Raw genomic sequence first — 24,510 nt, 5'->3', positions numbered from 1 at the left:
TCTCCTTTACTCGGCGGCAATGGCATAGGGGTTGGCGGGCCGGGAAAGACCCAAGTGATCACGCAGGGTATGGCCGGTATATTCCTTCCTGAATAGACCGCGGCGGCGCAGGATGGGCACTACCTCATCGACGAAGACCTCCAGGCCATGCGGCAGCACATCGGGCATCAGGTTGAAGCCATCGGCAGCCGCAGCCACGAACCATCTTTCGATATCATCGGCAACTGCCTCGGGCGTGCCGACGATGGTGCGGTGTCCGGTGCCGCCGTTCAAGGCGCGGATGAGGCCTCGCACGGTCAATTTCTCGCGCTGGGCAAGAGCAAACGTTGCCCGGAAAAAGGTATGCCCTCCGTCGGCCGGCAAGGGAATATCGTCGGGCAGCGGCTCATCGAGCTTCAGCCTGCTCTGATCGACCTGCAGGACGCCGGATAGGCGCGCAAGACTGTATTCCAGCGGAATGAGTTCGCGCAGCTCCTCTTGCCGCCGCCTGGCTTCTGCCTCGGTGCTGCCGATGATCGTCGCGAGGCCGGCGAGCACCAAAAGGCTGTCCGGAGCGCGACCGTAGCGAGCGGCTCTCGTTCGGAGGTCGCGGGCGTAATCGAACGACTCCTCTAGAGATTGCGAGGCCGAGAACACCGCTTCGGCGTGCCGGGCTGCCAGCTCCCGCCCATCATCCGAGCCGCCCGCCTGTACGATGACAGGATGCCCCTGCGGCGGGCGTGGGACGTTGTGCGGGCCATGAACGGAGAAATGCTTGCCGCGATGGGCGATCGGATGGACCTTCGTTGTGTCGACGAACCGACCGCTTTCGACATCGCCGATAAAGGCGTCTTCCTCCCAGCTGTCCCACAGGGCCTTGACGACCGATGTAAATTCCTCCGCGCGCTCATAGCGGCTGTGATGCGCGACCGGCTTTTCCAGGCCGAAATTCCGGCTTTGCGAGAGATCGGCGCTGGTGACGATGTTCCAGCCGACGCGGCCGCCGCTGGCGTGATCGAGGGTCGCGAAGCGGCGAGCGATATTATAGGGCTCGTTATAGGTGGTGGAAGCCGTCGCGATCAGGCCGATATGCTCGGTATGGGCCGCGACCGAGGCCAGCACGATGGTCGGCTCGAGAGATGTCAGCGGCCGGAAATCGACGCGATCGGAGATAGCGGCCTGATCGGCGAGAAAGATCGCGTCGAAAGTGCCGCGCTCGGCGATCCGGGCGACATTGATATAGTGATTGATATCGAAGGATGCGCGTGGGTCGCTTCCCTGCATGCGCCAGGCGGCCGGCGAAAAGCCGGAATGCAGTATGTTGATATTGAGGTGAAGCTCGCGTTTCCTGCTCATTGGAATATCCCCGGTTCCGGAAACTCGCCGCCCAGGAACCATGTTCCGACATTGCGGGTCTTGTATTCAGCGGGATTGTGCAGCGTGTGAATGCGCACATTGCGCCAGAAGCGGTCGAACCCGAGCGGCCTGACGGCGGACCGTGCGCCCATGACTTCGAAGATCTCGCTTGTCACCTCAAGGGCAACCCGGCCGGCAAGCACATTGGCGGAGGCGACCGCGATTGCGGCCTCACCGCGCTCCTCTGCCGTCAAATCGTGCCCTTTCGCATAGACGGCATCGACGGCCGAGAGCGCCCGATCGGCAAGCGCCGTTGCCGCCTGTACCTTGATCCACAGCTCGCCATACTGTCTCTTGATCCACGGATCGTCGGAATGACGCTCGACGCCGGAATAGATCCACGGGCGCGATTTCGTGACCGTATAATCGCGCGCCGCCGCCAATGCCCCTTGCGCGGAACCGACGAAGACGTTGAGAAGGACGCTCTGCTGCTGCAGGGGTGCCAACAGGGCGATCGGAACCTGTGGCCTGTCAGGCAGGATCTCGCTCCGGTCGATCTCGACATCCTTGTAGAGAACGCGGCCGCTTCCCGTCTGTCGCTGGCCGATCCCGTCCCAATCGTCGGTGATGGTGATGCCGTTGCGATCGGCCGGCATATAGGCAAAGCTCCGCTTGTTGGTGTCCTCATCTTCCCAGGCGACCATCAGATAGTCGGCGACATGTGAACCTGAGGCGAATGGCCTGAAGCCGTTGAGGACGACCTTCCCCGCCTCCTGCCGGCCGAAGAGGCTCTTGGAAAAGCTGTTCGTCGTATTGCCCCAGAACCAGCGACCAGCCGCAGAGCGGCGCAGGATGTCCTGGGATCGCTCATCGTGGAGCGTGGTAACGGCGTTTTGCAGCGGGCTGAAATGATAGCCATAGAGATGGCCGAGCGAACCGTCGACTTTGGCGAATTCGCGCACGATCCGCATGGCAGTGGAGTAGGGTTCGCCGGCGCCGCCGAATTCCTTCGGGATCACCAGATTGACGAGGCCGCTCTCCTTGAGGAGCTTGATCTGCGCCTCGGGCCTGCCGCCGGATTGATCTCTCTCGATGGCATCGCGGGCGAATATGTCCCGCAGCTCGACGGCCTTGGCGAGATGGGGGTTTGATGTGTCGGCCTCGAAGAGGGAGGGCGGAGGGTGGGGCGGCTCGAAGCCATCTGGCTTTATGGTCATGGCAGGCCCCATCCCTAATGCAGGCGTGGAAAGCCGTGCCGTTCGGCAAGCAGCTCGAGAATGCGATCGGTCGAATTGATGAAGCGCGTGCCGTTCCACTCGCCGGCGTCGGCTGGCGGGTTGTCCGCAAGGATCAGAAGCGGCAGCGACTGGTTTTCCTCGCCGGCAACCTTGATCACCTTCTCCCGCGGCCGCAGGAAGGCAACCCTTTCGACATCGATCGCCGCGGCAAGATCCGGGAATGAGGCGAGCAGTCCCTCGATCGCGTTGCAAAAGGGGCAGACGAAGCTGACGCCTGGATGTTTCGGATCGGCAAAGCCGGGTGAAATGAGGAACAATTTGTCACGAGCCATTTGGTCTTCTCCTATTCTGCTGCGACCGCATTGCCTGCGGAAAAACGATTGGCCGGACGCTTGAGCCCGAGATTTTCCCGCAGCGTCGTGCCTTCATATTCGCTGCGGAACAGGCCGCGGCGACGCAGCTCCGGCACGACGAGCGTGATGAAATCGGCAAGTCCGCCGGGCATGATCGGCGCCATGATGTTGAAGCCATCGGCGCCAAAATTCTCGAAGCGCTCTTCCATGACGTCGGCGATCTGCGCGGGCGTCCCCACCACCTGCCAATGACCGCGTGCGCCGGCGATGCGCAGATAGAGCTGCCGGATGGACAGGTTTTCGCGGCGCGCGAGATCGAGCACCAGTTCCTGGCGGCTCTTGCCGGCGTTGGTGACCGGCGGCTCCGGCGGCACGGGACCGTCAAGCGGATAGGAACTTAAGTCGACGCCGGTCAATTGCGAGAGGAGGTTAAGACCGACTTCCGGCTGGATAAGGTTCTGCAGGGCCTGGAATTTGTCTTCGGCTTCCGCTTCGCTTCGCCCGACGACAGGAAAGATTCCCGGCAGAATCTTCAAGTCGTCGGGCGAGCGGCCATATTTGCCGAGCCGGCCCTTGACGTCGGCATAGAAGGCTTTTGCCTCGTCAAGCGTAATCTGTGCGGCGAAGATCGCTTCGGCGGTGCGTGCAGCCAGTTCCTTGCCAGGCTCCGAGGCTCCGGCCTGCACGACAACCGGCCGCCCCTGCGGCGAGCGCGGAATGTTCAGCGGCCCGCGCACCTTGAAATGGCGGCCTTTGTGGTCGAGCCGGTGCAGCTTGTCTGGATCGAAATAGCGACCGCTCTCGCGATCGCGGATGAAGGCATCGTCCTCCCAGCTGTCCCAAAGGCCGAGCACGACATCGGCGAATTCTTCCGCACGGTCGTAGCGGTCGGCATGCAGGATCTGTGCGTCATGGCCGAAGTTGAAGGCCGCTTCGGGATCGGAAGAGGTCACGAGGTTCCAGCCGGCGCGGCCGCCGCTCAGGCGGTCGAGCGAACCGAACTGGCGCGCTAGGTTGAAGGGATCGGAAAAACTTGTCGAGGCGGTGGCGATCAGGCCGATATTGCGGGTGACGCTGGCAAGGGCCGAGAGTAGCGTGATCGGTTCGAATGGATAGATGCCGCTATGCGCCTTCCGGCTCGCTGCATCCAGGTCCTTCAGACGAGCAGCAACGCCGTCGGCAAAGAAGATGGTATCGAACTTGGCGGCCTCGGCGAGTTTGGCGAGCTCCAGATAATTCTCGAACTCGGTGCCCACGGACGCCTCGGGATGCCGCCAGGCGGCGACATGGTGGCCGGTGAAGAGCAGGAAGGCGCCGAGCTTGATCTGATCCTTGCGTCTAGCCATGGGATGTCCTTTCAGCGATACATCGCCGGAACGGGGAACTCACCCGTCAGCAGCCATGTGCCGAGCGTGCGCTTCTTGTATTCGGCGGGATTGTGCAGTGTGTGGGTGCGCACGTTGCGCCAGAAGCGGTCGAAACCGTTTGCCGTCGTTGCCGAGCGTGCACCCATGACCTCGAAGATCTCGCTGGAGACGGCAAGCCCGACTTCGCCGGCATAGACATTGGCTGTGGCGATATCGATGGCGGCGGCCCCGCGATCTTCATGCGTCAGGCCGGCTCCCTGGTTGAAGGCTTTGTCGAGGCTGTGTGCGGCTTTGTCGGCAAGCTCGGTGGCCGCGAGCGTGCGGATGTAGAGGTCGCCGTACTGTCGCTTGATCCAGGGGTCGTCGGTGTGCTTGTCGACGCCGGAATAGATCCAGGGCCGAGACGATGTCGCCGTGTAGGCTCGGCCCTCCTCCAGCGCTCCCTGTGCGCTGCCGACGAAGACGTTGAGCAGCACGCTTTGCTGCAGCAGGGATGTCAGCGAAGTGTAAGGGGTGAGGGGTACGGCAGGCGAGCTGATAAGCTCGTCGTCGGCGATCTCGAGATTATGAAAACTCACCGTGCCGCTGCCGGTCTGGCGCTGGCCGATGCCGTCCCAATCATCTTCGATGACGATACCCTGGCGGTTGGCTGGCACGGCTGCCGTCAGACGCTCGCCGTCGGCATTTTCGAAGGAGATCTGAATGTAGTCGGCAATGTGGGAGCCTGAGGAAAAAGGGCGCTTGCCGTTGATCAGCCAGCCATTGTCGATACGCCGTCCCGATGATGTTTTCGACATCGCGTTGCCGGAATTGCCCCAGACGAAATTGCCCGCCGCAGAGGCTCTGAGCAGCCGCTCCCGCTGTACATCCGACCCCCGAAACAACACGAGGTTCAAGGGAAGGTGGTGGTAGCCGAAGAGGTGCGCGAGCGAGCCGTCAGTGCGGGCAAATTCCCGCACGGCCCGCAAGATGGAGGGCCAGGAAGCGCCGCGACCGCCATATCGGGTCGGAATCTGCGCGGAAGGCAATCCGCTCTCCTTCAGCAGGCGGATCTGTTCGGTCGGCCTGCCACCCAATTTGTCGCGCTCGACCGCATCCCGGTCGAAGGCCTGCCGGAGCTCGACGGCTTTTGCGACGAGGGGATCGGATGTGTCTGATTGGAACGACATGTCTGCTCCACGCCCATGGATTTGAACGGCGCATCGCCGCTTTGAGGCGTGAAGGGTTCGGTGATTGCAGACCCAAGTCCAGCAATATCTATTTGATCCGGTAGGAAGAAATTCTTTCCCTCTCTATCGGAAAAACTTAGGCGACCGCAATTTCCAGCCATTGCGAGCAGTTGCCGTGAAACGGTCTCCGCCGGTTCGGCATGTCGCGTGACGAACAAATCCGAACTGGCGGCGGTAAATAGAATATAATTTCTATAGATTATAATATTTAACGTTTAGCTTTCTTCCGCAGCGATGATGGAGAAGACAATGGCGGGCAGACAAAGGCAACTGAAGCTCGGGGCTTTCCTTTATCCGACCGGGCACCACATTGCCGCCTGGCGGCATCCGTTGACGCAGGCCGATGCCGGTTCCAACTTCGCCCATTATGTCGAGCTTGCGCAAATCGCCGAAGCGGCCAAATTCGATCTGGTCTTCCTGGCCGATGGTGTCGGTACCCGCGGAGACGATACCGAGGCGTTGCAGCGTACGGCGCAGCGCTATGTCGCGCAATTCGAGCCGATCACATTGCTATCGGCGCTGGCTGCGGTGACGAAAAATATCGGCTTCGTGGCGACCGCCTCGACGTCCTTCAACGAGCCCTATCACATCGCCCGCAAATTCGCCTCGCTCGATCATATCAGCGGCGGCCGCGCCGGTTGGAACCTTGTCACGTCCTCCAGCGATCATGAAGCGCATAATTTCGGCAGGGATGAACATTACGCCCATGCCGAACGCTACGAACGGGCCGAAGAATTCGCGGATGTCGTTCTTGGCCTTTGGGACACCTGGGAGGAGGATGCTTTCCCCCGCAACAGGCAAAGCGGCATCTATTATGATCCGCGAAAACAGCACATCCTCAATCACAAGGGTAAGCACTTCAAGGTGCGGGGGCCTCTGAACGTGTCGCGCACGCCGCAGGGCCACCCGGTGCTCGTGCAGGCGGGCTCCTCCGAGCCGGGAAGGGAGCTTGCCGCCCGTACAGCGGAAGTCGTCTTTACCGCCCATCAGACCATCGAGGATGCGAGGGCCTTCTACGCGGATATCAAGGGCCGCCTTGCGAAATACGGCAGGGACCGAGATGACCTCAAGATCATGCCCGGCATCTTCCCGGTCGTCGGCAGAACGCGCGGGGAAGCGCAGCAAAAATTCGCCGAACTGCAGGATCTTGTCCATCCGGTGGTCGGCCTTTCCCTGCTGAATGGCATGGCAAGCGGTGTCGATCTCTCCCAATATCCGCTCGACGGTCCCATTCCGGCTCTGCCTGAGACCAATGGCAGCAAGAGCCGCCAGAAATTGCTGCTCGATCTCGCCAGGCGCGAAAACTTGACGATCCGGGAACTTTATCTCCGCATCGCCGGCGCGCGCGGGCACTGGCAGATCGTCGGAACCCCGACTGAAATTGCCGATCAGATGGAGGAGTGGTTCAAGACGGGTGCGGCCGACGGCTTCAATGTCATGCCGCCGCAGCTGCCGACTGGTCTTTATGATTTCGTCGAGCACGTGCTGCCGGAACTGCGGCGCCGCGGCCTTTTCCGTAGCGATTACGAAGGTTTGACGCTGCGGGAAAATCTCGGATTGAGAGTGCCTCTACATCCGGCGCGGCATGCCGTTGCTGCGGAGTAATCGGCTATGGGCAATTCCCTGCATCTCCAAATCAGCCACGTCACCCGCCAGTTCAAGGTGAATGGCGAGATATTGACCGCTCTCGACGATGTCAGCCTCGATATTGCCGAGGGCGAGTTCGTCACCATCGTTGGGGCGAGCGGTTGCGGGAAGTCGACTTTGCTGCGTTTAGGAGCCGGCCTTGATCTGCCGACCGCCGGTTTCGTCGGCCATGCCGGACGGCCGGTCAAGGAGCCGAGCCTCGAGCGCGGCATCGTCTTTCAGGAGCCGAGGCTTTTCCCCTGGCTGACCGTCGCCCGCAATATTGCGCTCGGGCTGGAGAATTCCGGGCTGCCCAAGGCAGAGAAGAACAGGCTCGTCGAATCCCATCTCGAACTCGTCGGCCTCTCCGGCTTCGCCAACGCCTATCCGCACCAGCTTTCCGGCGGGATGGCCCAGCGCGCCGGTATCGCGCGGGGATTGGTCAATCGCCCGAATGTCCTGTTTCTCGATGAGCCCTTCGGGGCGCTCGATGCCATCACCAAGGCAAGATTGCAGGACGAGTTGCAGACGATCTGGGCGAAGGAACGCATCACCATGGTTCTGGTGACGCATGATGTCGAGGAAGCCGTTTATCTCGGTGACCGCGTCGTCGTTATGTCGCCTCGACCAGGCCGCATCCGAGACGTCGTCCCGGTGGACTTGCCGCGCCCACGCGATCGCACCTCTCCCCAGCTGGTCGAAATCCGCAATCGGGTTCTTGAGAGCCTCAACGCCACGACGTCAACGCCTCGCCCGCTATCGAGCATCACAGGTCCGGCGGTTGAAACCCGGCCCGCCGTCGTCGCCGCAGAATAATCACGGAGCAACAGATGAAACTGTCCATTATTTCCCGCTTGGTCGCCGGTGCGGCGGTCGCCCTGAGCCTGTTATCCGCCTCGGCCTGGGCGCAGGATCCCCTCGTCATTCACGTCGGCTACGCCGCGATCGGCGTCGACAACAAACCCTATGCCGAGGGAACGTCGGCCGCGACGGCGCGCGCCGGCGAATTTCTGGAAAAGGAATTCGCCAACGATCCGAACGTCAAGATCGAATGGACCTTCTTCAAGGGCGCTGGCCCGGCGGTCAATGAAGGCTTTGCCAACGACCAGCTCGACTTTGCCTATCAGGGCGATCTTCCCGCACTGATCGGGCGGGCAACCGGCCTGAAGACGAAGTTTCTGCTGGCGAGCGGCGCGCGCAAGCCGCTCTATCTTGCCGTCGCCAAGGGATCCGGCATCAAGAAGATCGAGGATCTGAAGGGCCGCAGGGTCGCGCTGCAGCGCGGTACCAACGGCCACCTCTCCGCAATCAAGATCTTGCAGGCACACGGATTGACCGAGCGTGACATCCAGGTCGTCAATCTGGATACTGCCGGCACGGTCGCGGCCCTGACCAGCAAGGACATAGATGCGGCGTTCGGTGACACGCAGCTCATCAATCTCGCGGCGAAGGACAGCGCCGATGTCATCTATACGACGAAGGGTGACGATCCGCGCTTCGGGCGTAATGCGGGCATCATCGGCCGCGGGGCCTTCATCGACGCCCATCCGGAGATCACGCAGCGTGTCGTCGACGCGTTCGTCAAAGCGGCGCAGTGGTCGTCGGAAGAGCAGAACCGTGCGGCCCTCTTCGAACTCTGGCACAAGTCGGGCACGCCCGTTCCGATCCTGGAGGAATATTTCCGCAACGATACGCTCACCTATCGCAACTCGCCACTGATCGACGATCTCCTAGTCTCGCAGTACAAGGAGCAGGCGGTCAAGAGCAAGGAATACGGCCTGATCCGCCGCGATGTCGATCTCAACGGCTGGTTCGAACCTAAATATCTCAACAATGCGCTGGAAAAGCTCGGGCTGACGAAATTCTGGCAGCCCTATGGTGCAGACGGAAAGCCGGTTGCCTCCTGATCGGAGACGCGATCGAGACTAGGAGACTGACGTGAGCGCTGTTGTCGAGACTACCGGTCGGGCCGGCTTGCCGCTATCGCCAGCAAGGCTCCAGCGCGTTGCCGTCCTCGTGACCGGCCTGATCTTTCCGCTTGGCCTGTTTGGCCTCTGGTGGGTAGCCTCCGCCAGGGGCTGGCTGCCGGAGCAGATCCTGCCGCCGCCAGCCTATGTCTACCAGACCGGCCGCGACATGATCCTCAGCGGCGAGCTTCTCTATCACACCGGGGTCAGCCTTGGACGCGTCGTCATCGGCTTTGCCATAGGCGCCGGGCTTGGCCTGTTGCTCGGCATCGCCATGGGGCTTTCCGAAACGGTCGAGGACTATGTGAAGCCGCTCTTCCTCGCCTTCGCGCAGATCCCGACGCTCGGATGGATTCCGCTCTTGATGCTGCTTGTCGGCATCGAAGAGACCTTGAAGATCATCATCATCGCCAAGGGCGCCATCGTGCCGATGACGATGAACACGCTCGCCGGGATCCGCGACGTCTCCCCGAAATATCTCGAGGTCGGCAGAGCGCTGCGCTTCAGCCGCTGGCAAACCCTGCGTCTGATCGTGCTGCCGGCTGCCGTTCCCTCCATATTCACCGGTATCCGTTATGGCCTTACCCATTCCTGGACATCGCTTGTCGGTGTCGAGTTGCTCGCCTCTTCCGAAGGGCTCGGCTATCTTCTGGTCTGGGGGCGGCAGATGTTCTGGCTCGATACCGTCATCGTCGCGATGATTGCCATCGGACTTGTCGGCTTCGTCATGGACAAGGGGCTGGATCGCACCGAACTGCTGATCCAGCGGTGGAAGCGGCAGGAGCTTTGACAATGGCAAGAGCAAGCCGCCTCGTTCGTTTCCGCCGAGGCATAACCTTGCCGATCCTTCTCCTTGTGGCCTGGGAGGTTTCAAGCCGGACGGGTCTCGTGGATGCGCGCTTTCTGCCGTCACTGGAGGATGTCGTCGCTACGGCTAAGCGTGAGCTGATCGGCAATGATCTTGTCGGCGAACTGGGTTTCAGCCTGATGCGCAATATTGCCGGCTTCCTGATTGGATGCGTGCTCGGTGTCGCTTTTGCGAGCCTGCTGGCGCTCTCGCAGCTTGCCGACCGCCTCATCATGCCGACCTTCAACGGACTGAAGCAGATCTCCCTTCTGGCCTGGATACCACTGATTTCGGTCTGGTTCGGCTTTGGCGAACAGGCGAAGATCGTCTTCGTCGCGCTCGCCGCCTTCATTCCTATCGTTCTCAATACCTATGACGGGATGAGGGAGGCGCCGGCCGAACTGCTCGAGGTCGCAAGGGCGCTAAGGTTCAATGCGCGGCAGAAGGCATTGCGGATCTATATTCCGGCGGCAATGCCGTCGATCGCCACCGGCGTCCATCTGGGCCTCATCTATGCCTGGCTGGCAACGGTCGGCGCAGAATATTTCCTGGCTGTCGGCCCGGGCATCGGCGGGCTGGTCATCGCCGGACGGGAGCGGTTCGACATGGCCATGGTCATGGTCGGCGTCCTGATATTGGGCGTGGTCGGCTTCACCCTCAATCGCCTTGCCTATGGGCTGGAGGCTTATCTGCTGCGCTGGCGACCTAAGCAGACCACGTAGGTTGTGCTGTCAATAGTTATGGGCAGGCAGTTGTTACTGTGTCAGCCGCCGGCATCGCGCTGCAGCAGCATACCTGCATTTATGAAACGGATTTCTGCCTCCTTGTTCATAAACGCATCACGATACCTTTAGTCTATAATTTTTATAGACAATTATAATCCCGTTCAGACCGCGCGACCCCCGTTCTCCTCCAGAAGCGGATGATCGGAGCGGCAGCGACCAATATTAAGGACGGGATATGAGCGAGAGATATTTCAGCGTGAATGGTGCGAAGCGAGGCAAAAGCGGCATCGCCCTTGCATTTTCTCTTTTGGCGATGATCGGGACCGCAGCGAATGCCGCATCCGAAACGACAAAGCCGATCGATGGTGGTGTTCTCAACGTCGGACTGGCAACGGATGCCTCCATTATCGACCCGTCGATCACGGGCAACTCGGTCACGGCATTGATTACCCGCAATGTCGTCGACTCGCTCGTCGGGCAGGCCGAGGACAACAAGTTCACGCCGTGGCTGGCAGAAAGCTGGGACATCAACGGCGACAATACCGTCTATACTTTCCATCTGCGTCAGGGCGTGACATTCAGCGACGGCACTCCGCTCGATGCAGCCGCGGTCAAATACAATTTCGATCGCATTCTCGATCCGAAGACGACATCGAGCTACGCCAAATCGCTGCTCGGACCTATCGACAAGATCGAGGTGCCGGATAGCCGTACGGTCGTGATCCGCTATCGCCAATCATTCGCGCCCCTGCTGCAGGGGTTGAGCCTTCCCTATCTCGGCATCCAATCATCGACCTATCTCCAGAAGGCGCAGAGCACGACGAATACGGTCGTCGGATCGGGTCCTTACGTGCTCGACAATTTTACCAAGGGCAGCGGCAGCAAGCTGAGCCGCCGGGCGGACTACAGTTGGGGTCCTGGCTATGCCGCGCATAAAGGGCCGGCCCATTTCGATCAGATCGTCTTCAAATATCTGCCGGAGGCTTCCGTGCGTCTCGGTGCACTGGCAAGCGGTCAGCTGCAGGCGATCGATGCCGTGCCACCGGCAAATTATCGCTCCGTTCAGGGTAATGGCAAGCTGCAGGTGGTGACGCGGGAAAATCCGGGCGTCAACAGCGCCTATTTCCTGAACACCTCGAAGGGACCATTTCAGGACTTGAAGGTGCGGCAGGCGTTCCAGAGCGCCGTCAATGGCCCCGCCGCGGTCAAGGCTGCCTTCTTCGGAACCTTGAAGCCGGCCGACAATATCCTCGGCCCCTCGACGCTCTATTACGACCACGACATTTCCAGCTCATGGGGCTTCGATCTGGCAAAGGCCAACCGGCTGCTTGATGAGGCGGGCTGGTCGCAGAAGGACGCCGATGGTGTCCGCAAGAAGGACGGCGGCCGGCTGACCCTGCATTATGTCTACGACAGCACCTCGCTCGCCGCGACGGAAGTGACCCTGGCGCAGGCCGTTCAGTATCAGGTTCGGCAAGCGGGTTTCGATCTGCAGCTCGACCCCGTCGATGCCGGCGGCTGGACGGCACGCGCCAACGCCAACGACTACGATCTCGTGTCCTTCTTCTATGTGCGCGCCGAGCCCGATATCCTGCGGACGGTATTCCATTCAGCCTATATTCCGCCTGCCGGACAGAATGCGTCGCGCGTCAAAAGCCTCGACGAAAAGCTGACCAAGGCGGTTGGCGCATCGGATACCGAGCGCAAAAAGCTCTATGCTGAGATACAGAAGGAAGTGATCGAGCAGGCCTATGCCGTGCCGCTTTTCGTGGCGGCCTATCAGCTCGGCGCTTCAAAGAGCCTGCATGGTATTTCTTGGGCCACCAATGCGAAACCGAATTTCTACGATGCCTGGCTGGACCGCTAAGCTTTTCCAAACCGCTGTGCGGCGGACCGGGGTGATTGTTGCCGTACTTTGGGGCGCGGCAACGATTGCCTTTATTGCGGTGAAGCTCATTCCCGGCGATCCCGTCGCGATACTGGCTGGCGGAGAAAACGTCGTCGATGAGGCAGAACGGGCCGCATTGGTGCATCAATATGGTCTCGATAAGCCACTGGCGCTGCAATATGCGCATTACATCGGTAAGGCTCTGAGCGGCGATTTCGGAGAAAGCTACCAGTACAGGCAACCTGTTTCCGAGGTGATCTATGAAGCGGCGGGGCCGACATTGCAGCTTGCTGGGAGCGCGATCGTACTTGCTCTTGTTCTGGCGATCAGCGTAGCCCTGGCGACGGCGGGCCGTCGTAAGGGCCTGACGCTGTTGTCCTCGGGGGTAGAATTGATTCTTCTGAGTACGCCCGTCTACTGGATCGGCATCGTCCTGCTGACGATCTTCAGTTTCAAGCTTGAATGGTTTCCGGTCACCGGCAATGACGGGCTGTCAGCGCTTGTGCTGCCCGCCATCGCTTTGAGCCTGCCGCTAGCCGCACTTTTAAGTCAGGTCTTGCGTGACGGCTTGGAAGAGGCGCTCTCCCAACCGTTTTCGCTGACTGTCCGGACACGTGGCGTCGGCGAGACGGTCTTGCGTGTCAAACATGGCTTGCGGCACGCCGCGCTGGCGGCATCGACCCTTACCGGCACGTTGCTCGCCGGCACTCTCGGCGGCTCGATCCTGACCGAGACGGTGTTCGGCCGTTCGGGAATTGGGCAGATCACGCTTCAGGCGATCAAGACCCGCGACATGCCGCTGATCCTTGGTCTTGTGATGCTGTCCGCGCTTGTGTTCGTCATCGTCAATCTGCTGGTTGATGCCTTCTACCTTCTGATCGATCCACGTCTACGGAGGGCAAGCCTGTGAGCGATATCGTTCTAGCCGAGAACGGGCGGGAACGCCGTATCATGCGCCGGCGACCGATCTGGCTGTCTTTTGGGCTGCTTGTTCCCTTCGTCTTTGTAATTGTGCTTGGCGTAGCGGTCTGGGCGCCGCAATGGCTTTCCTCGTTCGATCCGGAGGCAGTCGACCCGAATGCCATTCTGTTGCCGCCCGATGCCGGGCACTGGTTCGGAACGGACGAACTCGGCCGGGATCTGTTTTCGCGCGTGGTCCATGGAACCTCGCAATCCCTGACCATTGGCATTGGCGCGACACTGATTGCGAGTATCGGCGGGATCGTGCTGGGTACGACGGCTGCGCTCGCTCCACGACCGATCAGCCGGCTTCTATTGCGGATTATCGATATCCTGCTCGCCTTTCCGGAAATGCTGCTTGCGCTTTTGGTGATTGCCGTTCTTGGCCGCGGGCCTGCCAATACGTTGCTGGCTGTCGGGCTTGCGAGTATTGCCGGCTATGCGCGACTGATCCGTTCACAAGTGCTTCAAATCAAGCTGTCGGGTTATGTCGAGCATGCCGTGGCACTTGGCGAGCATCCGTGGACGATTGTCAGCCGGCATATCGTGCCCAATGCCATCCGGCCGCTGCTCATCCTTGCAACGATTGGTGTCGGAAGTTCGGTGCTATCGGCATCGGCCCTGAGCTTTCTCGGGCTAGGGGTGGTGCCGCCGGAGGCCGAATGGGGCGCGCTCCTCGCCAATGGTCGCAATTTTCTCGATATCGCGCCCTGGACCAGTCTTTTGCCGGCAACCGTCGTCGCGCTTTCCGTCATCTCGATCACCTTGCTCGGCCGCCGGCTGCAAACCCTTCTTGCAACGGGAGATCTGCGATGAATATCCAGACCAGTCTGCAGAACTTTCAGACCGCGGATTCCGCGCCGTCCCCGCTGCTTGCGGTCGAAGGCCTGAATGTGGCCTTCCAGACCTCGCAAGGGCACGTGGACGCGGTTCGCGACCTGTCGCTGCAGATTGCGCCCGGCGAGATTCTTGCATTGGTTGGCGAATCCGGCTCCGGAAAATCGGTGACGGCCCGGGCGCTTGTCGGTCTAACGGGACCGCGTTCAACCGCAAAAGCCAGCAAGATCGAGCTGATCGCGCATGATGGGCGGCCATTGGATCTTCTCGGACTGTCGGAGAAAGCGTGGCGACATGTGCGGGGGCGTGAAATCGGCTTTATCCTCCAGGACGCGCTTGTGTCGCTTGATCCCCTGAGGACCATAGGTCGGGAAATCGCCGAACCCATTCTCGCGCATCGTCTGGTGCCGCGCTCGCTCGTATCGCAGCATGTCGCGCAATTGCTGGAGCGCGTCGGTGTTCCCGAGCCGGAATCGCGGATGGAGCAATATGCGCATCAATTGTCGGGTGGGTTGCGGCAAAGAGCGTTGATCGCCTCCGCACTTGGCGGCCAGCCGCGCCTGCTCATTGCCGACGAGCCGACGACGGCACTGGACGTCAGCGTTCAGAAGAGAGTGCTCGCCATCTTCAGGGAGCTGGCTGCCGCCGGTCATGGCATCCTCCTGATCACGCATGATCTAGCTGTGGCCGCGCAGCTGGCCGATCGGGTCGCCGTGATGCAAAGGGGCCGGGTGGTGGAGACAGGCCCGGCTCGCCTCCTCCTCTCCGATCCCCGGCACGACTATACCCGGCAGCTCCTTGCCGCCGTGCCGACAACCGCCAAGCGCGGTCGGCGGCTGAGCGCTCCGGATGTGCCCTTGCCGCCGCGCCAACCTGTTCGCTCGGGCGAGCGCCTTTTGGAGATCGGCAACGTATCGATGAGCTTCCGGCGCGCGGATGGCAGCCTGCTGCGAGCGGTCAGCAATGTATCGCTTCATATCGATCGCGGGGAGACGCTGGGCGTGGTCGGCGAATCCGGTTCGGGCAAGACGACGCTTGGCAAGATCGCGCTTGCGCTGCAGCATCCTGATGCCGGAGAAGTGCTGTTTGAAGGGCGACCCTGGAGCGCGCTTTCCGAGCGGCTGCGCCGGCCGCTTAGAGCCGGAATGCAGACGATCAGCCAGGATCCGCTAAGCTCCTTCAATCCACGCTTCACCGTCGAGCGGATCATAGAGCAACCCTTGCTGCTCTATGGCGGGCTTGGCAGATCGCAACGCCGAGAGAAGATCGTCGAACTAATGAATCTGGTCGGGCTGCCGGCGGATCTGCTTGCTCGCAGGCCGACGGCGCTTTCCGGTGGACAGCGCCAGCGCGTGTCGATTGCCCAGGCACTCGCCGCCACGCCGAAGCTTCTGGTTTGTGACGAGCCCGTTTCAGCGCTTGACGTTACGACGCAAGCCCAGGTTTTGGATCTGCTGGTCGATCTGCAGGCAAGGTTCGGCCTGTCGATGATCTTCATTTCGCATGATCTCGGGGTGATCCAACATATCAGCCACCGGATCGTCGTTATGAAGCATGGAGCGATCGTCGAGTCCGGATCGGTCAAAGAGGTGTTCGAGCGGCCCCAGCATGCCTATACGCGCGAACTCATCGCCTCCGTACCGAGATTTGGCGATACCTAGATGGTGAATATGCGCGCGATCGACTTCTCAAGCGCGCGGATGTCTGTTGGGCAGGGCTTTCGTCACGATCGCGCCCTTCCGCAAAAACATTCCGCTGCGCTTACCAAGATTGGGTACAGCTCTCTCTACAGTAGTCCATTGAAATAATAGATTTATGGCGTTGAATTTGAGGAACTAGAATGTCCCGTCAGGCTGCCAACGTCATCGACTTCCAGGCTTATCGCGATGCCCGGGAGAAAACCTCCGTTGTAACGCCACAGGTCGGCGCAAGCTGGCCTGCACAGCCGTTCCTGATGTGGGTGCCTTTTGTTGGCTTTATTCCTGTCATGCCGTTCGGCAATCAAACCTATGGTGGTTGAGGCGGGCGGGCCGCTGGATCTGATTTCCAGGTCAGAGGCAATCGATGAAATATCGACATTGACCGGCCAGAATCTACGTCGCCTGAGGACGCGCCGGGGCTATTCGCTTGATCGGCTTGCCAAGATATCGGGAGTCAGCAGGGCCATGCTCGGGCAAATCGAAACCGGCAAGAGCAGCCCCACCGTTGCTATTTTATGGAAAATCGCCGCTGCGCTCGAGGTATCCTGCGGCTCATTGATAGCCGAGCCACATGAAACCGCTCTGCATGTGCTGACCCACGCGAAAGCAAAGGTCCTTTCCGCATCCGACGGACGGTTTCAGACCAGGGCGCTCTTTCCGTATGAGAGCGAGCGCAAGGTCGAGTTCTACGAGCTGCGAATTGCTCCCCATCACGCCGAAACAGCCGAGCCGCATCGGCCCGGCACCGTGGAAAATCTCGTCGTATCGCGCGGTACGGTCGAGGTCGTTGCCGGCCGGCATGCGCCGCAGATTCTCGGGGAGGGGGACGCCATCATATTCGAGGCGGATGTCGCGCACAGCTATCGCAACATGACAGGCAACGAGGCGGTGCTCTATTTGGTCACTACCTACGTCGAGGAAGTTCGCGGCTGAATTTGGGCGTACGGCTGAAGAAGTAATCCTGAGCAATCGCGATGACCTAGATTCGCTCCCGCCGCGACAGGTCATTGCTTTTGTGTATATCACGCAAAGCCACCGGGCGGCTCTGCGTGATATGTATCAGCGGTGAGCCGAGCTCTTATGCTCGCATCTGCCTGATAGTATCAGGCAGCTTCCATCATGCAGCACATCATCATGTTGCCGCACATCATCATCATCGGCATACCCGACGACATCATGGACATCATGCGCTTGCAGCATTCCATGAACATGTCCTTGTCCATGCCTTCCATCGGCATTATCTCGCAGACCATGCCCTTCGGCGTCATCTTGCAGGTCATCTTGCCCATCATCATCTGCATCATGGGCATCATCATCGGGTTCATCATGGCATTCATCATTGGCATCGCGCCCATCATCGGCATGTTGCTCATCATGGGGTTCATCATCGGCATCATGTTCATTGCAGGGTTCATCATCGTCGTCTCCGGAAATCGGCCGCGTTCTGGCCTTCAATGAAAGTTGAGTTATGCCAACTAAATTTGCCGTTCAATACAGAAAATTATTTTAATATTCTTTCCTCCAATAGAATAGAGACGCCTCTGTTGATTTGATCGGTATCGTTGTTATTGCAGAGTTATATCCGCTATAGCAGACGCTGCCGTTCTTCGTGGGAGTCCGCTTCGCGGCGCGATGGTCGCAACCGAGAGGCAGGGCGAGGAAATTCATTTTGTCGATTCGAACCGCTATGACGGAAACCTATTCCTTTAATCTACTAGATTTATAGATATTGTCTCCGCATTGGATGAGAGTTCGCCGTATCGATGCCGTTTGTTGGCTTCGGGCCGGACGCCGCAATCAGGAGCCCATATGGATACCGTCCTCTATCTTGCCTCGCTTACAACGCAGCAGAGCCGCCCGGTGGGTCTTGGATCCTGGGCGATTGCGCAGGTTGCCTTGGTGGGCCTTACGGTCTTCATGTCGCTATTTCTGCTGCTGCGCATCGTCTGAAGGTCGGGGGCGCACTGTCACGCCCTCCTCTCGGCCCTTAATCCTTCCCGACAGACATCGGAGACGCATCGCGTGACGAAAACATACCAGAGCTTCTCAAAGCTGATAGGCAATACGCCGCTCTTGGAGCTTCGCAACTATCGCAGAATGCGTGATCTCGGTGCCCGCATCGTCGCCATCGTGCCCGATACCGGTGAACGCTACTTATCGACCTCGACGGAGCAGGCACAATGACCAAAGGCAACGATCCGGTCAACGCGACAGGTCCCAATACCCAGCTTGCCCGCGCAGGCTACGATCCCTTCGACTATCACGGTTTCATCAATCCACCGAAGGTTCATGCGTCGACGGTTCTGTTTCCGGATGCGCAAACGATGGACGTGCACGGTCAAAAATACACCTATGCGACGCGAGGCACGCCAACGACCGATGCGCTTTGCGATGCGATCAACGAACTCGAAGGCGCAGCTGGCACGATCCTGGTCCCGTCCGGTCTTGCAGCCGTCACCACCGCGCTGCTGGCCTATCTCTCTCCTGGAGATCACGCTCTGATCGTCGATTCCGTCTATGGCAATGTCCGGCAGTTTTGCGACACCATGCTCTCGCGTTTCGGCGTCGATGTTCAGTATTACGATCCTTCGATCGGTCGAGACATCGAGATCCTGTTCAAGGCCAATACGAAGCTGGTCCACACCGAGGCGCCCGGATCGAACACTTTTGAAATGCAGGATATTCCCGCCACCGTCGAGGTGGCGCATCGACGCGGTGCGGTCGTCACCATGGACAATACGTGGGCAACGCCGCTTTTCTTCAAGCCCCTCGATGCGGGCGTCGACGTGTCCATCCAGGCTTCGACCAAATACCCCGCCGGTCACGCCGATGTGCTGATGGGGACGATTTCGGCGAACGCCAGCCATTGGCGCGCGCTGAAACGCGCCAATGGCGCGCTCGGCTTTTGCGGCACGCCCGATGACGCGTACCAGGTTCTTCGCGGCTTACGCACCATGGGCGTTCGGCTGGAGCGTCATCAAGCAAGCAGCCTTGTCGTCGCCAAATGGCTGGAAGGGCGAGGCGATGTCGTTCGTGTTCTCCATCCCGCTCTTGAAAGCTTCCCCGGGCACCAGATTTGGCGTCGTGACTTCAAGGGAGCCGGCGGCGTGTTTTCCTTCGTGCTGGCATCAGGTCGAGGAGAGGACTTCAAGCTGAAGGCGCAGAGATTTCTCGATGCGCTCTCATTGTTCGGCCTTGGCTATTCCTGGGGCGGATATCAGAGCCTCGCCCTGCATGTCGATCTCAGCGATCGTCGCATTGCGCCGGCTCCCACGGAAGGACCCGTCATCCGGCTCCAGATCGGGTTGGAGGATGTCGAGGATCTGATTGCTGACCTGGAGCATGCCTTCGCTGCCGCCTCAACGGTCTGAGCGGCTTGTCTCGCCAAGAGGGCAGGCTCGCTTGCAAGCTTCGTCCGCGTTGCCGGCAGCAAGGCGCTGCGGATGGCTTGCGATCTAAAACGCGCCTTGTATCAGGCGCTTGGCCGGGCTCAAGGCACCGTTCGCGCTTACGTAGGGCGGCAGCTCCAGATTCGAGCGGAAATCGTCCCCGACATAATCGGTGTCGATGATCGACCGCCGCCGCAATTCCGGCAGCAGCCCGTTCACCAGCCGATCCTCTTGGTCCGGATTGCCGAAACCGTGCAGGGAGAGAACATCAAGAATACCGGCTCGAAAGCGCTCCTCGATCGCATCGGCGAGTTGCTCGGGCGTGCCAGCCACCGACCAGTGGCCGGTTTCTTGCGCCTGAATGATGAGCTGCCGCAAGGTCAGCCCTTCGCGCGCATAGCGGCGGAAAATTTCCACGCGCCCACGCCGCCGGTTTATGCTGGTGACCTCAGGCAGCAGCGTTTCCGGCAAGGGCTTGTCCAGTGGCAGGTCGGAAAGATCGAGATCGCCGCCCAGCATATCCGCCAGTTTCAGGCGGCCTTGTTCGTAGTCGATTCGCTCGTGCTTTTCCTTCAGGCGTCTTGCGACATCTGCATCGGAATCGCCGATCACCGAGTGGAAGGAGTTCATGATGAAGGGCAGGCCGGCCGTACGCCCGAAACTTGTCGCGCGACGCCGCAGTTCCGCGGCAAAGGCGATGGCATCCTCGAGCTTGGGCTGGGAGGTATAGACCACCTCGGCATATCGCGCGCCGACGGTGACACCCGCTTCCGACTGCCCCGCCTGAAACTGGACGGGGCGACCCTGTGGCAAAGGCGGCACGTTTAGGGGACCGTCGACCTTGAAATGCTTGCCGCGATAGTTGATCGGATGGAATTTCGCCGGGTCGATGCCAATCGCCCCGGACGCCTTGCGCTCGGCGGCGTTGCGTTCATTGGCGTCATAGAGCGCATTGACGATCTCGATGAATTCAGCGGCCCGCTCGTAGCGCTCCTCCGGGCTTGGCAATGTCTCGCCGAAATTCTCCTCGCCTACCGAGGAGGTCACGGCGTTCCACCCGGCACGTCCGCCGCTTGCATGGTCCAGCGTGCCGATCTGGCGCGCCAGATTGTAGGGATAGTGAAAGGTCGTCGAGACGGTGGCAATCAGGCCGATGTGTGAGGTTACCTGGCTCAAGGCGGCAAGGGCAATGATCGGCTCCTGGATGCCGGCGGTTCCGGCAAGTCCCGCCGGGTCGATGTGAAGCAGGTCGGCCGTGAACAGCCCGGTGATCTTTTCTCCTTCCGCCTTGCGGGCCAGTTCGACTGCACGCTTGATGCCGGCGACGGGGCTTGTGTCGTTTCCTGCGGAAATGATGCTGCTTGCTCCGGTCAATGTCTTCAGGCGACGGGGACGATTGTTGGTCATTGCGAATTTCCTTGATCGTTTAGAATTCCGGTCTGCGCCGGTGTTTGACTTGCGCATCTCACGGCAGGGCCGGTATCGCTTCCAGGAGCGTGCGGGTGTAGCTGTGATGTGGTTTGGTGAAGACATCCTCCACGGCGCCTGCTTCGACGATGCGTCCCTCCTTCATCACGAGAACACGGTCCGTCAGGTGATGGACGACACCGAGATCGTGGGAGATGAAGAGGAGAGACGTTCCGGATGCCGCTTGCAGTTCGGCCAGGAGATCGAGAACCTGCGCCTGCACCGATACATCGAGCGCACTGACCGGCTCGTCGGCCACGAGAAGCCGCGGGCGCGGCGCGAAGGCGCGCGCGATCGCGACGCGCTGGCGTTGGCCTCCGGAGAGCTCGCGTGGATAGCGCTTCAGGAAGGCGGCGCTTAGACGAACGGCATCCAGCACCTCAAGCACCCGCTCGCGGCGGTCTGTGCCGAAAATGCCGGCGCTATCGAGGCTTTCGCCGATAATCTTCTCGACCGTATAGCGAGGATCGAAGGAACTGAGCGCGTCCTGGGCAATAAGCTGCATGCTGGAGCGTCTGGCGCGACGCGCATGTTCGGGGATGTTGCTCCAGCCGCCGCCGTCAAGGCGTACCGACCCACGATCCGGCTCGACCAATCCGAGGACGATCTTCGCGACCGTTGTTTTGCCGGAACCGGATTCACCGACGATGCCCAGGGCTTCACCTGCAGCAAGATCGAAGGAGACGTCGTTGACGGCAAAGATGCCGGCCGACCCGCCATAGCGTTTGACGAGATTGCGAGCCGACAGAATGTGATTGTTGCGATCGATCGTCTTTGCGGGCAGGGGGACGCGTTGCCGCGCATTCGGCCGGGGAGCAGTTGGCGGCTGCTCGGTTGCGGCGCTTGTCACGGGAACAGATGACAGCCGGAATCCCTTGGACGCGGCCGAAGGCACGGCATCCAGCAGCTGTTGTGTATAAGGGTGGCGAGGTCTCCTTAGTATCTGCTCGGTCGAACCTTCCTCGACGATCCGGCCGTTGTTCATGACGAGCACGCGATCGGCAAGATGGGAGACGACGGCGAGATCATGGCTGATCAAGAGAAGCGTGTGACCGGCCTTGCGTCGTTCGAGGAGCAGATCAAGGATCTGCTTTTGCACCGTCGCATCGAGCGCGGTCGTCGGCTCGTCGGCGATCAACAGGGATGGGCGTCTGGCTATCGCCGTGGCGATGAGTGTGCGCTGACGCAAACCGCCGGAAAGCTGGTGCGGGTATTGCGGCAGGCGTCGCTCCGGATCGGGAATGCCGACTGACTGCAGCAATAGCCGGCTGTCTTCGCGATGATCCTCACGGCGAAAGAGGCTGCTCCCGCCGAAGGCATCCGACAATTGCTGCGAAATCCGTCTGAGAGGATCGAGGGAGACGAGTGCATCCTGAAGAACGAAGCCGATCTTCTCGCCGCGAAGGCGCTGCCATTGCCTCTCGTCGAAATCGCGGACGTCGTTTCCGTCGATATTGAAACGGTCGGTGTGAACGGCCGCATTCGAGCCGGTGAGGCCAATGATGGAGCGGGCGGTTACCGATTTGCCAGAGCCGGATTCTCCAACCAGCGCGACCGCTTCGCCTTTGTCGATCGTCAGATCGATGCCGTGGACTATCCTGTTGTCGTCGCCATCCCGCGGAAAGCCGATCGTCAGGTTGCGAATGTCGAGTACCGGGGTCACGATGGTCTCCTGCCTTCAAACGCAAGCTGCCAGCGTCTCCCAAGCACGCTTATGGAGATGACCGTCAGTGTGATGGCAAGGCCGGGCCAGACGCCGATCCACCAGGCGACGCGCAGATAATTGCGGGCTTCCGCCAGCATCGCGCCCCATTCGGGGGCGGGCGGCTGCGGCCCCATGCCGAGAAAGCTCAAGCCGGCAGCCTGTATGATGGTCGTGCCGAGGCCGATCGTGGCCAGGATGGGTACCTGGGCCAGGGCATGCGGGAGGATGTGGCGCACCACCAGCACGCTGCGTCCGAGGCCAAATGTCCTTGCCTGCTCGACATAGCCGCTTTTGGCGATCACGAAGGTCTGCGCGCGCACGACCCTTGCAAAGCGCGGCACGGAGGCAAGGCCGAGCGCGAAGATGAGGTTGATCGTGCCGGGTCCTGTAAACGAGATCAGCACGAGAGCCAAAAGCAGGTCCGGGAACGACGAAATCACGTCCAGAAAGCGCGAGATGGCCTCATCGACGAGACCGCGGACAAGGCCCGAGAGAAGCCCGAGAAAGGTTCCGACAATCGCGGCGATGGCCACGGCGCTGACGCCGATGAGGATGGAGTAACGCGCGCCATAGACAACACGCGAGAAGACATCTCTGCCGAGATGATCCGTGCCGAACCAATGTTGCATCGACGGCGGCAGCTGTGCCTGCAAGGGATCGGCGGCAATCGGATTGGCGGCAGTCAGAACTTGCGGCCAGATGGTTGCGATCACCACCAGCAGTATGAAAATTGCCGAAAGGGTAAGCCCTGGATTTGCGACGCGCCAATAAAGTCGCTGTTGGCGCGGATCGGCTTCCTGTTCGGGAGAAGAGGAGACGCTCAATGGCCGGCCTCCGCATTCTGATTGCGCAGTCGGGGATCGAGCAGAAGGTAGAGCACGTCGACCAGCGTGCTGAGAACGACGTAGGTGAAGGCCGACAGGATGGCGACGGCGAGTACGACGGGCAGGTCATGCGCCAGCACGGCGTCGACGGTAATCCGCCCAAGCCCGGGCCTGCCAAACACCGCTTCGGTGATGACGGCGCCCGACAGCAGATTGCCGACGAGCCAACCGGCAAGTGTTACGGCGGGAAGTGCGGCGTGCCGCAGGCCGTGACGCAGCCTCAGCACGAAGTCATTGGCGCCCCAGCTCTTGACCGTCAGCATGAAGGGTTCTTCCAAGGCCCGTTCGAGCCCTTGGCGCAGTACCTGTCCGATGACGGCTCCGAGCGATAGGCCAAGCGACAGGGCCGGCAGGACCAGCGCCGAAAACGTCCGGTCGCCGGCGACCGGAAAGATCTTCAAGGTGAAGGAGAATATGAACAAGAGCACGATGCCGAGCCAGAAGGACGGCGTCGAGATGAGAATAAGCTCAAGACTGCCTGCGATGCTGCGCGGCAGCCGCCGGCCGGCCGTCAGCAGGGCACTGGCAACGGCAAAGACCACGGCGACGACGAGAGCGGCCGCAGTAAGCTTCAATGTCGGCAGCATCTGCGACAGGACGAGGCCGGAAACATCCGTCTGCAGGATATAGGACCGTCCGAAATCGCCGTGCAGAACCCGCAGGAGATAGGTCAGATATTGCGACTGCAACGGCTTATCCAATCCCCATTCGAGGCGGATCGCCGCTTCTATCTCCGGCGTTCGCAATTGCTCACCGATCAACAGGCTGATAATATCGCCCGGCGCCAGATGAATGCTGATGAAGCTTAGCGTCACCGCGGCCCACAGGACCGCGATGGCCGATCCAATCCGCACGAGGATCTGCGATGCCAGGCTGTTGCGCTTCAGGCGGCGCCTGCGTGAAAACCAGGCCGAAGGGCTCTGCTCGAAAGCCGTCGTATTGTCAGCACTCATGCTCGGTCACTCCTCCACCGTCCCCGACCACTTGCGTTGC

24 protein-coding genes are annotated in these 24,510 nt (G+C 60.6%); 14 read left to right on the top strand and 10 right to left on the bottom strand.

Annotated elements, in window-relative coordinates; all coding sequences use genetic code 11:
* Window positions 1-6: 6 nt before the first annotated feature.
* The 5 genes from FHT85_RS29290 to FHT85_RS29270 are packed head-to-tail and all read right to left on the bottom strand — an operon-like array spanning window position 7 to window position 5,462.
* Window positions 7-1,335, bottom strand: a complete 1,329-nt coding sequence (locus tag FHT85_RS29290; protein ID WP_183774911.1) for an LLM class flavin-dependent oxidoreductase — start codon at window positions 1,333-1,335, stop codon at window positions 7-9.
* Window positions 1,332-2,552, bottom strand: a complete 1,221-nt coding sequence (locus FHT85_RS29285; protein WP_183774909.1) for an acyl-CoA dehydrogenase family protein — start codon at window positions 2,550-2,552, stop codon at window positions 1,332-1,334. The genes FHT85_RS29290 and FHT85_RS29285 overlap by 4 nt, the downstream gene beginning before the upstream one ends.
* A gap of 14 nt (window positions 2,553-2,566) precedes the next feature.
* Entirely contained in the window at window positions 2,567-2,905 is a 339-nt protein-coding gene (locus FHT85_RS29280; RefSeq protein WP_183774907.1) for a DUF3088 domain-containing protein, read from the bottom strand.
* A gap of 11 nt (window positions 2,906-2,916) precedes the next feature.
* On the bottom strand, window positions 2,917-4,272 hold the full coding sequence (locus FHT85_RS29275) for an LLM class flavin-dependent oxidoreductase (RefSeq protein WP_183774905.1): 1,356 nt from the start codon (window positions 4,270-4,272) through the stop codon (window positions 2,917-2,919).
* Window positions 4,273-4,283: 11 nt separating this feature from the next.
* The gene (locus FHT85_RS29270; protein ID WP_183774903.1) at window positions 4,284-5,462 is read right to left on the bottom strand and encodes an acyl-CoA dehydrogenase family protein; all 1,179 of its coding nucleotides are present in this window, start codon (window positions 5,460-5,462) and stop codon (window positions 4,284-4,286) included.
* A 309-nt stretch (window positions 5,463-5,771) separates the two neighbouring features.
* On the opposite strand from FHT85_RS29270, the gene FHT85_RS29265 reads away from it, so the two are divergent.
* From FHT85_RS29265 to FHT85_RS29215, 11 genes are all read left to right on the top strand, one after another.
* The gene (locus FHT85_RS29265; protein ID WP_183774900.1) at window positions 5,772-7,127 is read left to right on the top strand and encodes an LLM class flavin-dependent oxidoreductase; all 1,356 of its coding nucleotides are present in this window, start codon (window positions 5,772-5,774) and stop codon (window positions 7,125-7,127) included.
* 6 nt (window positions 7,128-7,133) lie between these two features.
* Window positions 7,134-7,964, top strand: coding sequence for an ABC transporter ATP-binding protein (locus FHT85_RS29260; RefSeq protein WP_183774897.1), 831 nt, complete (start codon window positions 7,134-7,136; stop codon window positions 7,962-7,964).
* A gap of 14 nt (window positions 7,965-7,978) precedes the next feature.
* Complete coding sequence (locus FHT85_RS29255; RefSeq protein ID WP_183774894.1) at window positions 7,979-9,055, top strand: ABC transporter substrate-binding protein; 1,077 nt, start codon at window positions 7,979-7,981, stop codon at window positions 9,053-9,055.
* Window positions 9,056-9,086: 31 nt separating this feature from the next.
* Entirely contained in the window at window positions 9,087-9,905 is an 819-nt protein-coding gene (locus tag FHT85_RS29250) for an ABC transporter permease (protein WP_183774891.1), read from the top strand.
* Between the two features lie 2 nt (window positions 9,906-9,907).
* A complete protein-coding gene (locus FHT85_RS29245) occupies window positions 9,908-10,684 on the top strand; it encodes an ABC transporter permease (RefSeq protein WP_183774889.1) in 777 nt (258 codons plus the stop codon).
* 238 nt (window positions 10,685-10,922) lie between these two features.
* The gene (locus tag FHT85_RS29240) at window positions 10,923-12,554 is read left to right on the top strand and encodes an ABC transporter substrate-binding protein (RefSeq protein ID WP_183774887.1); all 1,632 of its coding nucleotides are present in this window, start codon (window positions 10,923-10,925) and stop codon (window positions 12,552-12,554) included.
* A complete protein-coding gene (locus FHT85_RS29235) occupies window positions 12,514-13,485 on the top strand; it encodes an ABC transporter permease (protein ID WP_409527360.1) in 972 nt (323 codons plus the stop codon). Before FHT85_RS29240 ends, FHT85_RS29235 begins: the two co-directional genes overlap by 41 nt.
* Complete coding sequence (locus FHT85_RS29230; protein ID WP_310234968.1) at window positions 13,482-14,351, top strand: ABC transporter permease; 870 nt, start codon at window positions 13,482-13,484, stop codon at window positions 14,349-14,351. The genes FHT85_RS29235 and FHT85_RS29230 overlap by 4 nt, the downstream gene beginning before the upstream one ends.
* The gene (locus FHT85_RS29225) at window positions 14,348-16,033 is read left to right on the top strand and encodes an ABC transporter ATP-binding protein (protein ID WP_183774884.1); all 1,686 of its coding nucleotides are present in this window, start codon (window positions 14,348-14,350) and stop codon (window positions 16,031-16,033) included. The genes FHT85_RS29230 and FHT85_RS29225 overlap by 4 nt, the downstream gene beginning before the upstream one ends.
* A gap of 179 nt (window positions 16,034-16,212) precedes the next feature.
* Complete coding sequence (locus tag FHT85_RS29220; protein WP_183774882.1) at window positions 16,213-16,392, top strand: hypothetical protein; 180 nt, start codon at window positions 16,213-16,215, stop codon at window positions 16,390-16,392.
* Entirely contained in the window at window positions 16,382-17,005 is a 624-nt protein-coding gene (locus FHT85_RS29215) for a helix-turn-helix domain-containing protein (RefSeq protein ID WP_183774880.1), read from the top strand. Before FHT85_RS29220 ends, FHT85_RS29215 begins: the two co-directional genes overlap by 11 nt.
* 170 nt (window positions 17,006-17,175) lie before the next feature.
* Here FHT85_RS29215 and FHT85_RS29210 read toward each other — a convergent pair whose 3' ends face one another.
* Window positions 17,176-17,490, bottom strand: a complete 315-nt coding sequence (locus tag FHT85_RS29210) for a hypothetical protein (protein WP_183774878.1) — start codon at window positions 17,488-17,490, stop codon at window positions 17,176-17,178.
* A 391-nt stretch (window positions 17,491-17,881) separates the two neighbouring features.
* Here FHT85_RS29210 and FHT85_RS29205 point away from each other — a divergent pair, with 391 nt between their 5' ends.
* From FHT85_RS29205 to FHT85_RS29195, 3 genes are all read left to right on the top strand, one after another.
* A complete protein-coding gene (locus FHT85_RS29205; protein ID WP_183774875.1) occupies window positions 17,882-18,022 on the top strand; it encodes a hypothetical protein in 141 nt (46 codons plus the stop codon).
* A gap of 72 nt (window positions 18,023-18,094) precedes the next feature.
* Window positions 18,095-18,256: a hypothetical protein gene (locus FHT85_RS29200; protein ID WP_183774872.1), complete on the top strand. Its 162-nt coding sequence runs from the start codon at window positions 18,095-18,097 to the stop codon at window positions 18,254-18,256.
* Entirely contained in the window at window positions 18,253-19,443 is a 1,191-nt protein-coding gene (locus FHT85_RS29195; RefSeq protein WP_183774869.1) for a cystathionine beta-lyase, read from the top strand. Before FHT85_RS29200 ends, FHT85_RS29195 begins: the two co-directional genes overlap by 4 nt.
* 84 nt (window positions 19,444-19,527) lie before the next feature.
* On the opposite strand, the gene FHT85_RS29190 is transcribed toward FHT85_RS29195, so the two are convergent.
* From FHT85_RS29190 to FHT85_RS29175, 4 genes are read right to left on the bottom strand one after another with little or no spacing between them, the layout of a single operon-like run.
* Window positions 19,528-20,868, bottom strand: coding sequence for an NtaA/DmoA family FMN-dependent monooxygenase (locus FHT85_RS29190; RefSeq protein WP_183774866.1), 1,341 nt, complete (start codon window positions 20,866-20,868; stop codon window positions 19,528-19,530).
* 58 nt (window positions 20,869-20,926) lie between these two features.
* The gene (locus FHT85_RS29185) at window positions 20,927-22,594 is read right to left on the bottom strand and encodes a dipeptide ABC transporter ATP-binding protein (protein WP_409527361.1); all 1,668 of its coding nucleotides are present in this window, start codon (window positions 22,592-22,594) and stop codon (window positions 20,927-20,929) included.
* Window positions 22,588-23,457: an ABC transporter permease gene (locus FHT85_RS29180; protein ID WP_183774861.1), complete on the bottom strand. Its 870-nt coding sequence runs from the start codon at window positions 23,455-23,457 to the stop codon at window positions 22,588-22,590. The genes FHT85_RS29185 and FHT85_RS29180 overlap by 7 nt, the downstream gene beginning before the upstream one ends.
* Entirely contained in the window at window positions 23,454-24,470 is a 1,017-nt protein-coding gene (locus tag FHT85_RS29175) for an ABC transporter permease (protein WP_183774858.1), read from the bottom strand. Before FHT85_RS29175 ends, FHT85_RS29180 begins: the two co-directional genes overlap by 4 nt.
* Window positions 24,471-24,510 lie beyond the last annotated feature (40 nt).

The sequence above is a fragment of the Rhizobium sp. BK312 genome, from assembly GCF_014193605.1.
In the GTDB taxonomy this organism is placed as follows: Bacteria; Pseudomonadota; Alphaproteobacteria; order Rhizobiales; family Rhizobiaceae; genus Rhizobium.
The sequence above is the reverse complement of the archived record's forward strand: the minus strand, read 5'-3'. Positions and strand labels throughout refer to the sequence as shown.

Bases quoted from the DNA above. Each gene is read 5' to 3' on its own strand.
- FHT85_RS29290 (WP_183774911.1), bottom strand. From the start codon at position 1,335: ATGAGCAGGAAACGCGAGCTTCACCTCAATATCAACATACTGCATTCC.
- FHT85_RS29265 (WP_183774900.1), top strand. From the start codon at position 5,772: ATGGCGGGCAGACAAAGGCAACTGAAGCTCGGGGCTTTCCTTTATCCG.
- FHT85_RS29285 (WP_183774909.1), bottom strand. From the start codon at position 2,552: ATGACCATAAAGCCAGATGGCTTCGAGCCGCCCCACCCTCCGCCCTCC.
- FHT85_RS29205 (WP_183774875.1), top strand. From the start codon at position 17,882: ATGGATACCGTCCTCTATCTTGCCTCGCTTACAACGCAGCAGAGCCGC.
- FHT85_RS29280 (WP_183774907.1), bottom strand. From the start codon at position 2,905: ATGGCTCGTGACAAATTGTTCCTCATTTCACCCGGCTTTGCCGATCCG.
- FHT85_RS29215 (WP_183774880.1), top strand. From the start codon at position 16,382: ATGGTGGTTGAGGCGGGCGGGCCGCTGGATCTGATTTCCAGGTCAGAG.
- FHT85_RS29210 (WP_183774878.1), bottom strand. From the start codon at position 17,490: ATGATGAACCCTGCAATGAACATGATGCCGATGATGAACCCCATGATG.
- FHT85_RS29220 (WP_183774882.1), top strand. From the start codon at position 16,213: ATGTCCCGTCAGGCTGCCAACGTCATCGACTTCCAGGCTTATCGCGAT.
- FHT85_RS29235 (WP_409527360.1), top strand. From the start codon at position 12,514: ATGCGAAACCGAATTTCTACGATGCCTGGCTGGACCGCTAAGCTTTTC.
- FHT85_RS29260 (WP_183774897.1), top strand. From the start codon at position 7,134: ATGGGCAATTCCCTGCATCTCCAAATCAGCCACGTCACCCGCCAGTTC.
- FHT85_RS29195 (WP_183774869.1), top strand. From the start codon at position 18,253: ATGACCAAAGGCAACGATCCGGTCAACGCGACAGGTCCCAATACCCAG.
- FHT85_RS29175 (WP_183774858.1), bottom strand. From the start codon at position 24,470: ATGAGTGCTGACAATACGACGGCTTTCGAGCAGAGCCCTTCGGCCTGG.
- FHT85_RS29245 (WP_183774889.1), top strand. From the start codon at position 9,908: ATGGCAAGAGCAAGCCGCCTCGTTCGTTTCCGCCGAGGCATAACCTTG.
- FHT85_RS29225 (WP_183774884.1), top strand. From the start codon at position 14,348: ATGAATATCCAGACCAGTCTGCAGAACTTTCAGACCGCGGATTCCGCG.
- FHT85_RS29240 (WP_183774887.1), top strand. From the start codon at position 10,923: ATGAGCGAGAGATATTTCAGCGTGAATGGTGCGAAGCGAGGCAAAAGC.
- FHT85_RS29190 (WP_183774866.1), bottom strand. From the start codon at position 20,868: ATGACCAACAATCGTCCCCGTCGCCTGAAGACATTGACCGGAGCAAGC.
- FHT85_RS29275 (WP_183774905.1), bottom strand. From the start codon at position 4,272: ATGGCTAGACGCAAGGATCAGATCAAGCTCGGCGCCTTCCTGCTCTTC.
- FHT85_RS29270 (WP_183774903.1), bottom strand. From the start codon at position 5,462: ATGTCGTTCCAATCAGACACATCCGATCCCCTCGTCGCAAAAGCCGTC.
- FHT85_RS29255 (WP_183774894.1), top strand. From the start codon at position 7,979: ATGAAACTGTCCATTATTTCCCGCTTGGTCGCCGGTGCGGCGGTCGCC.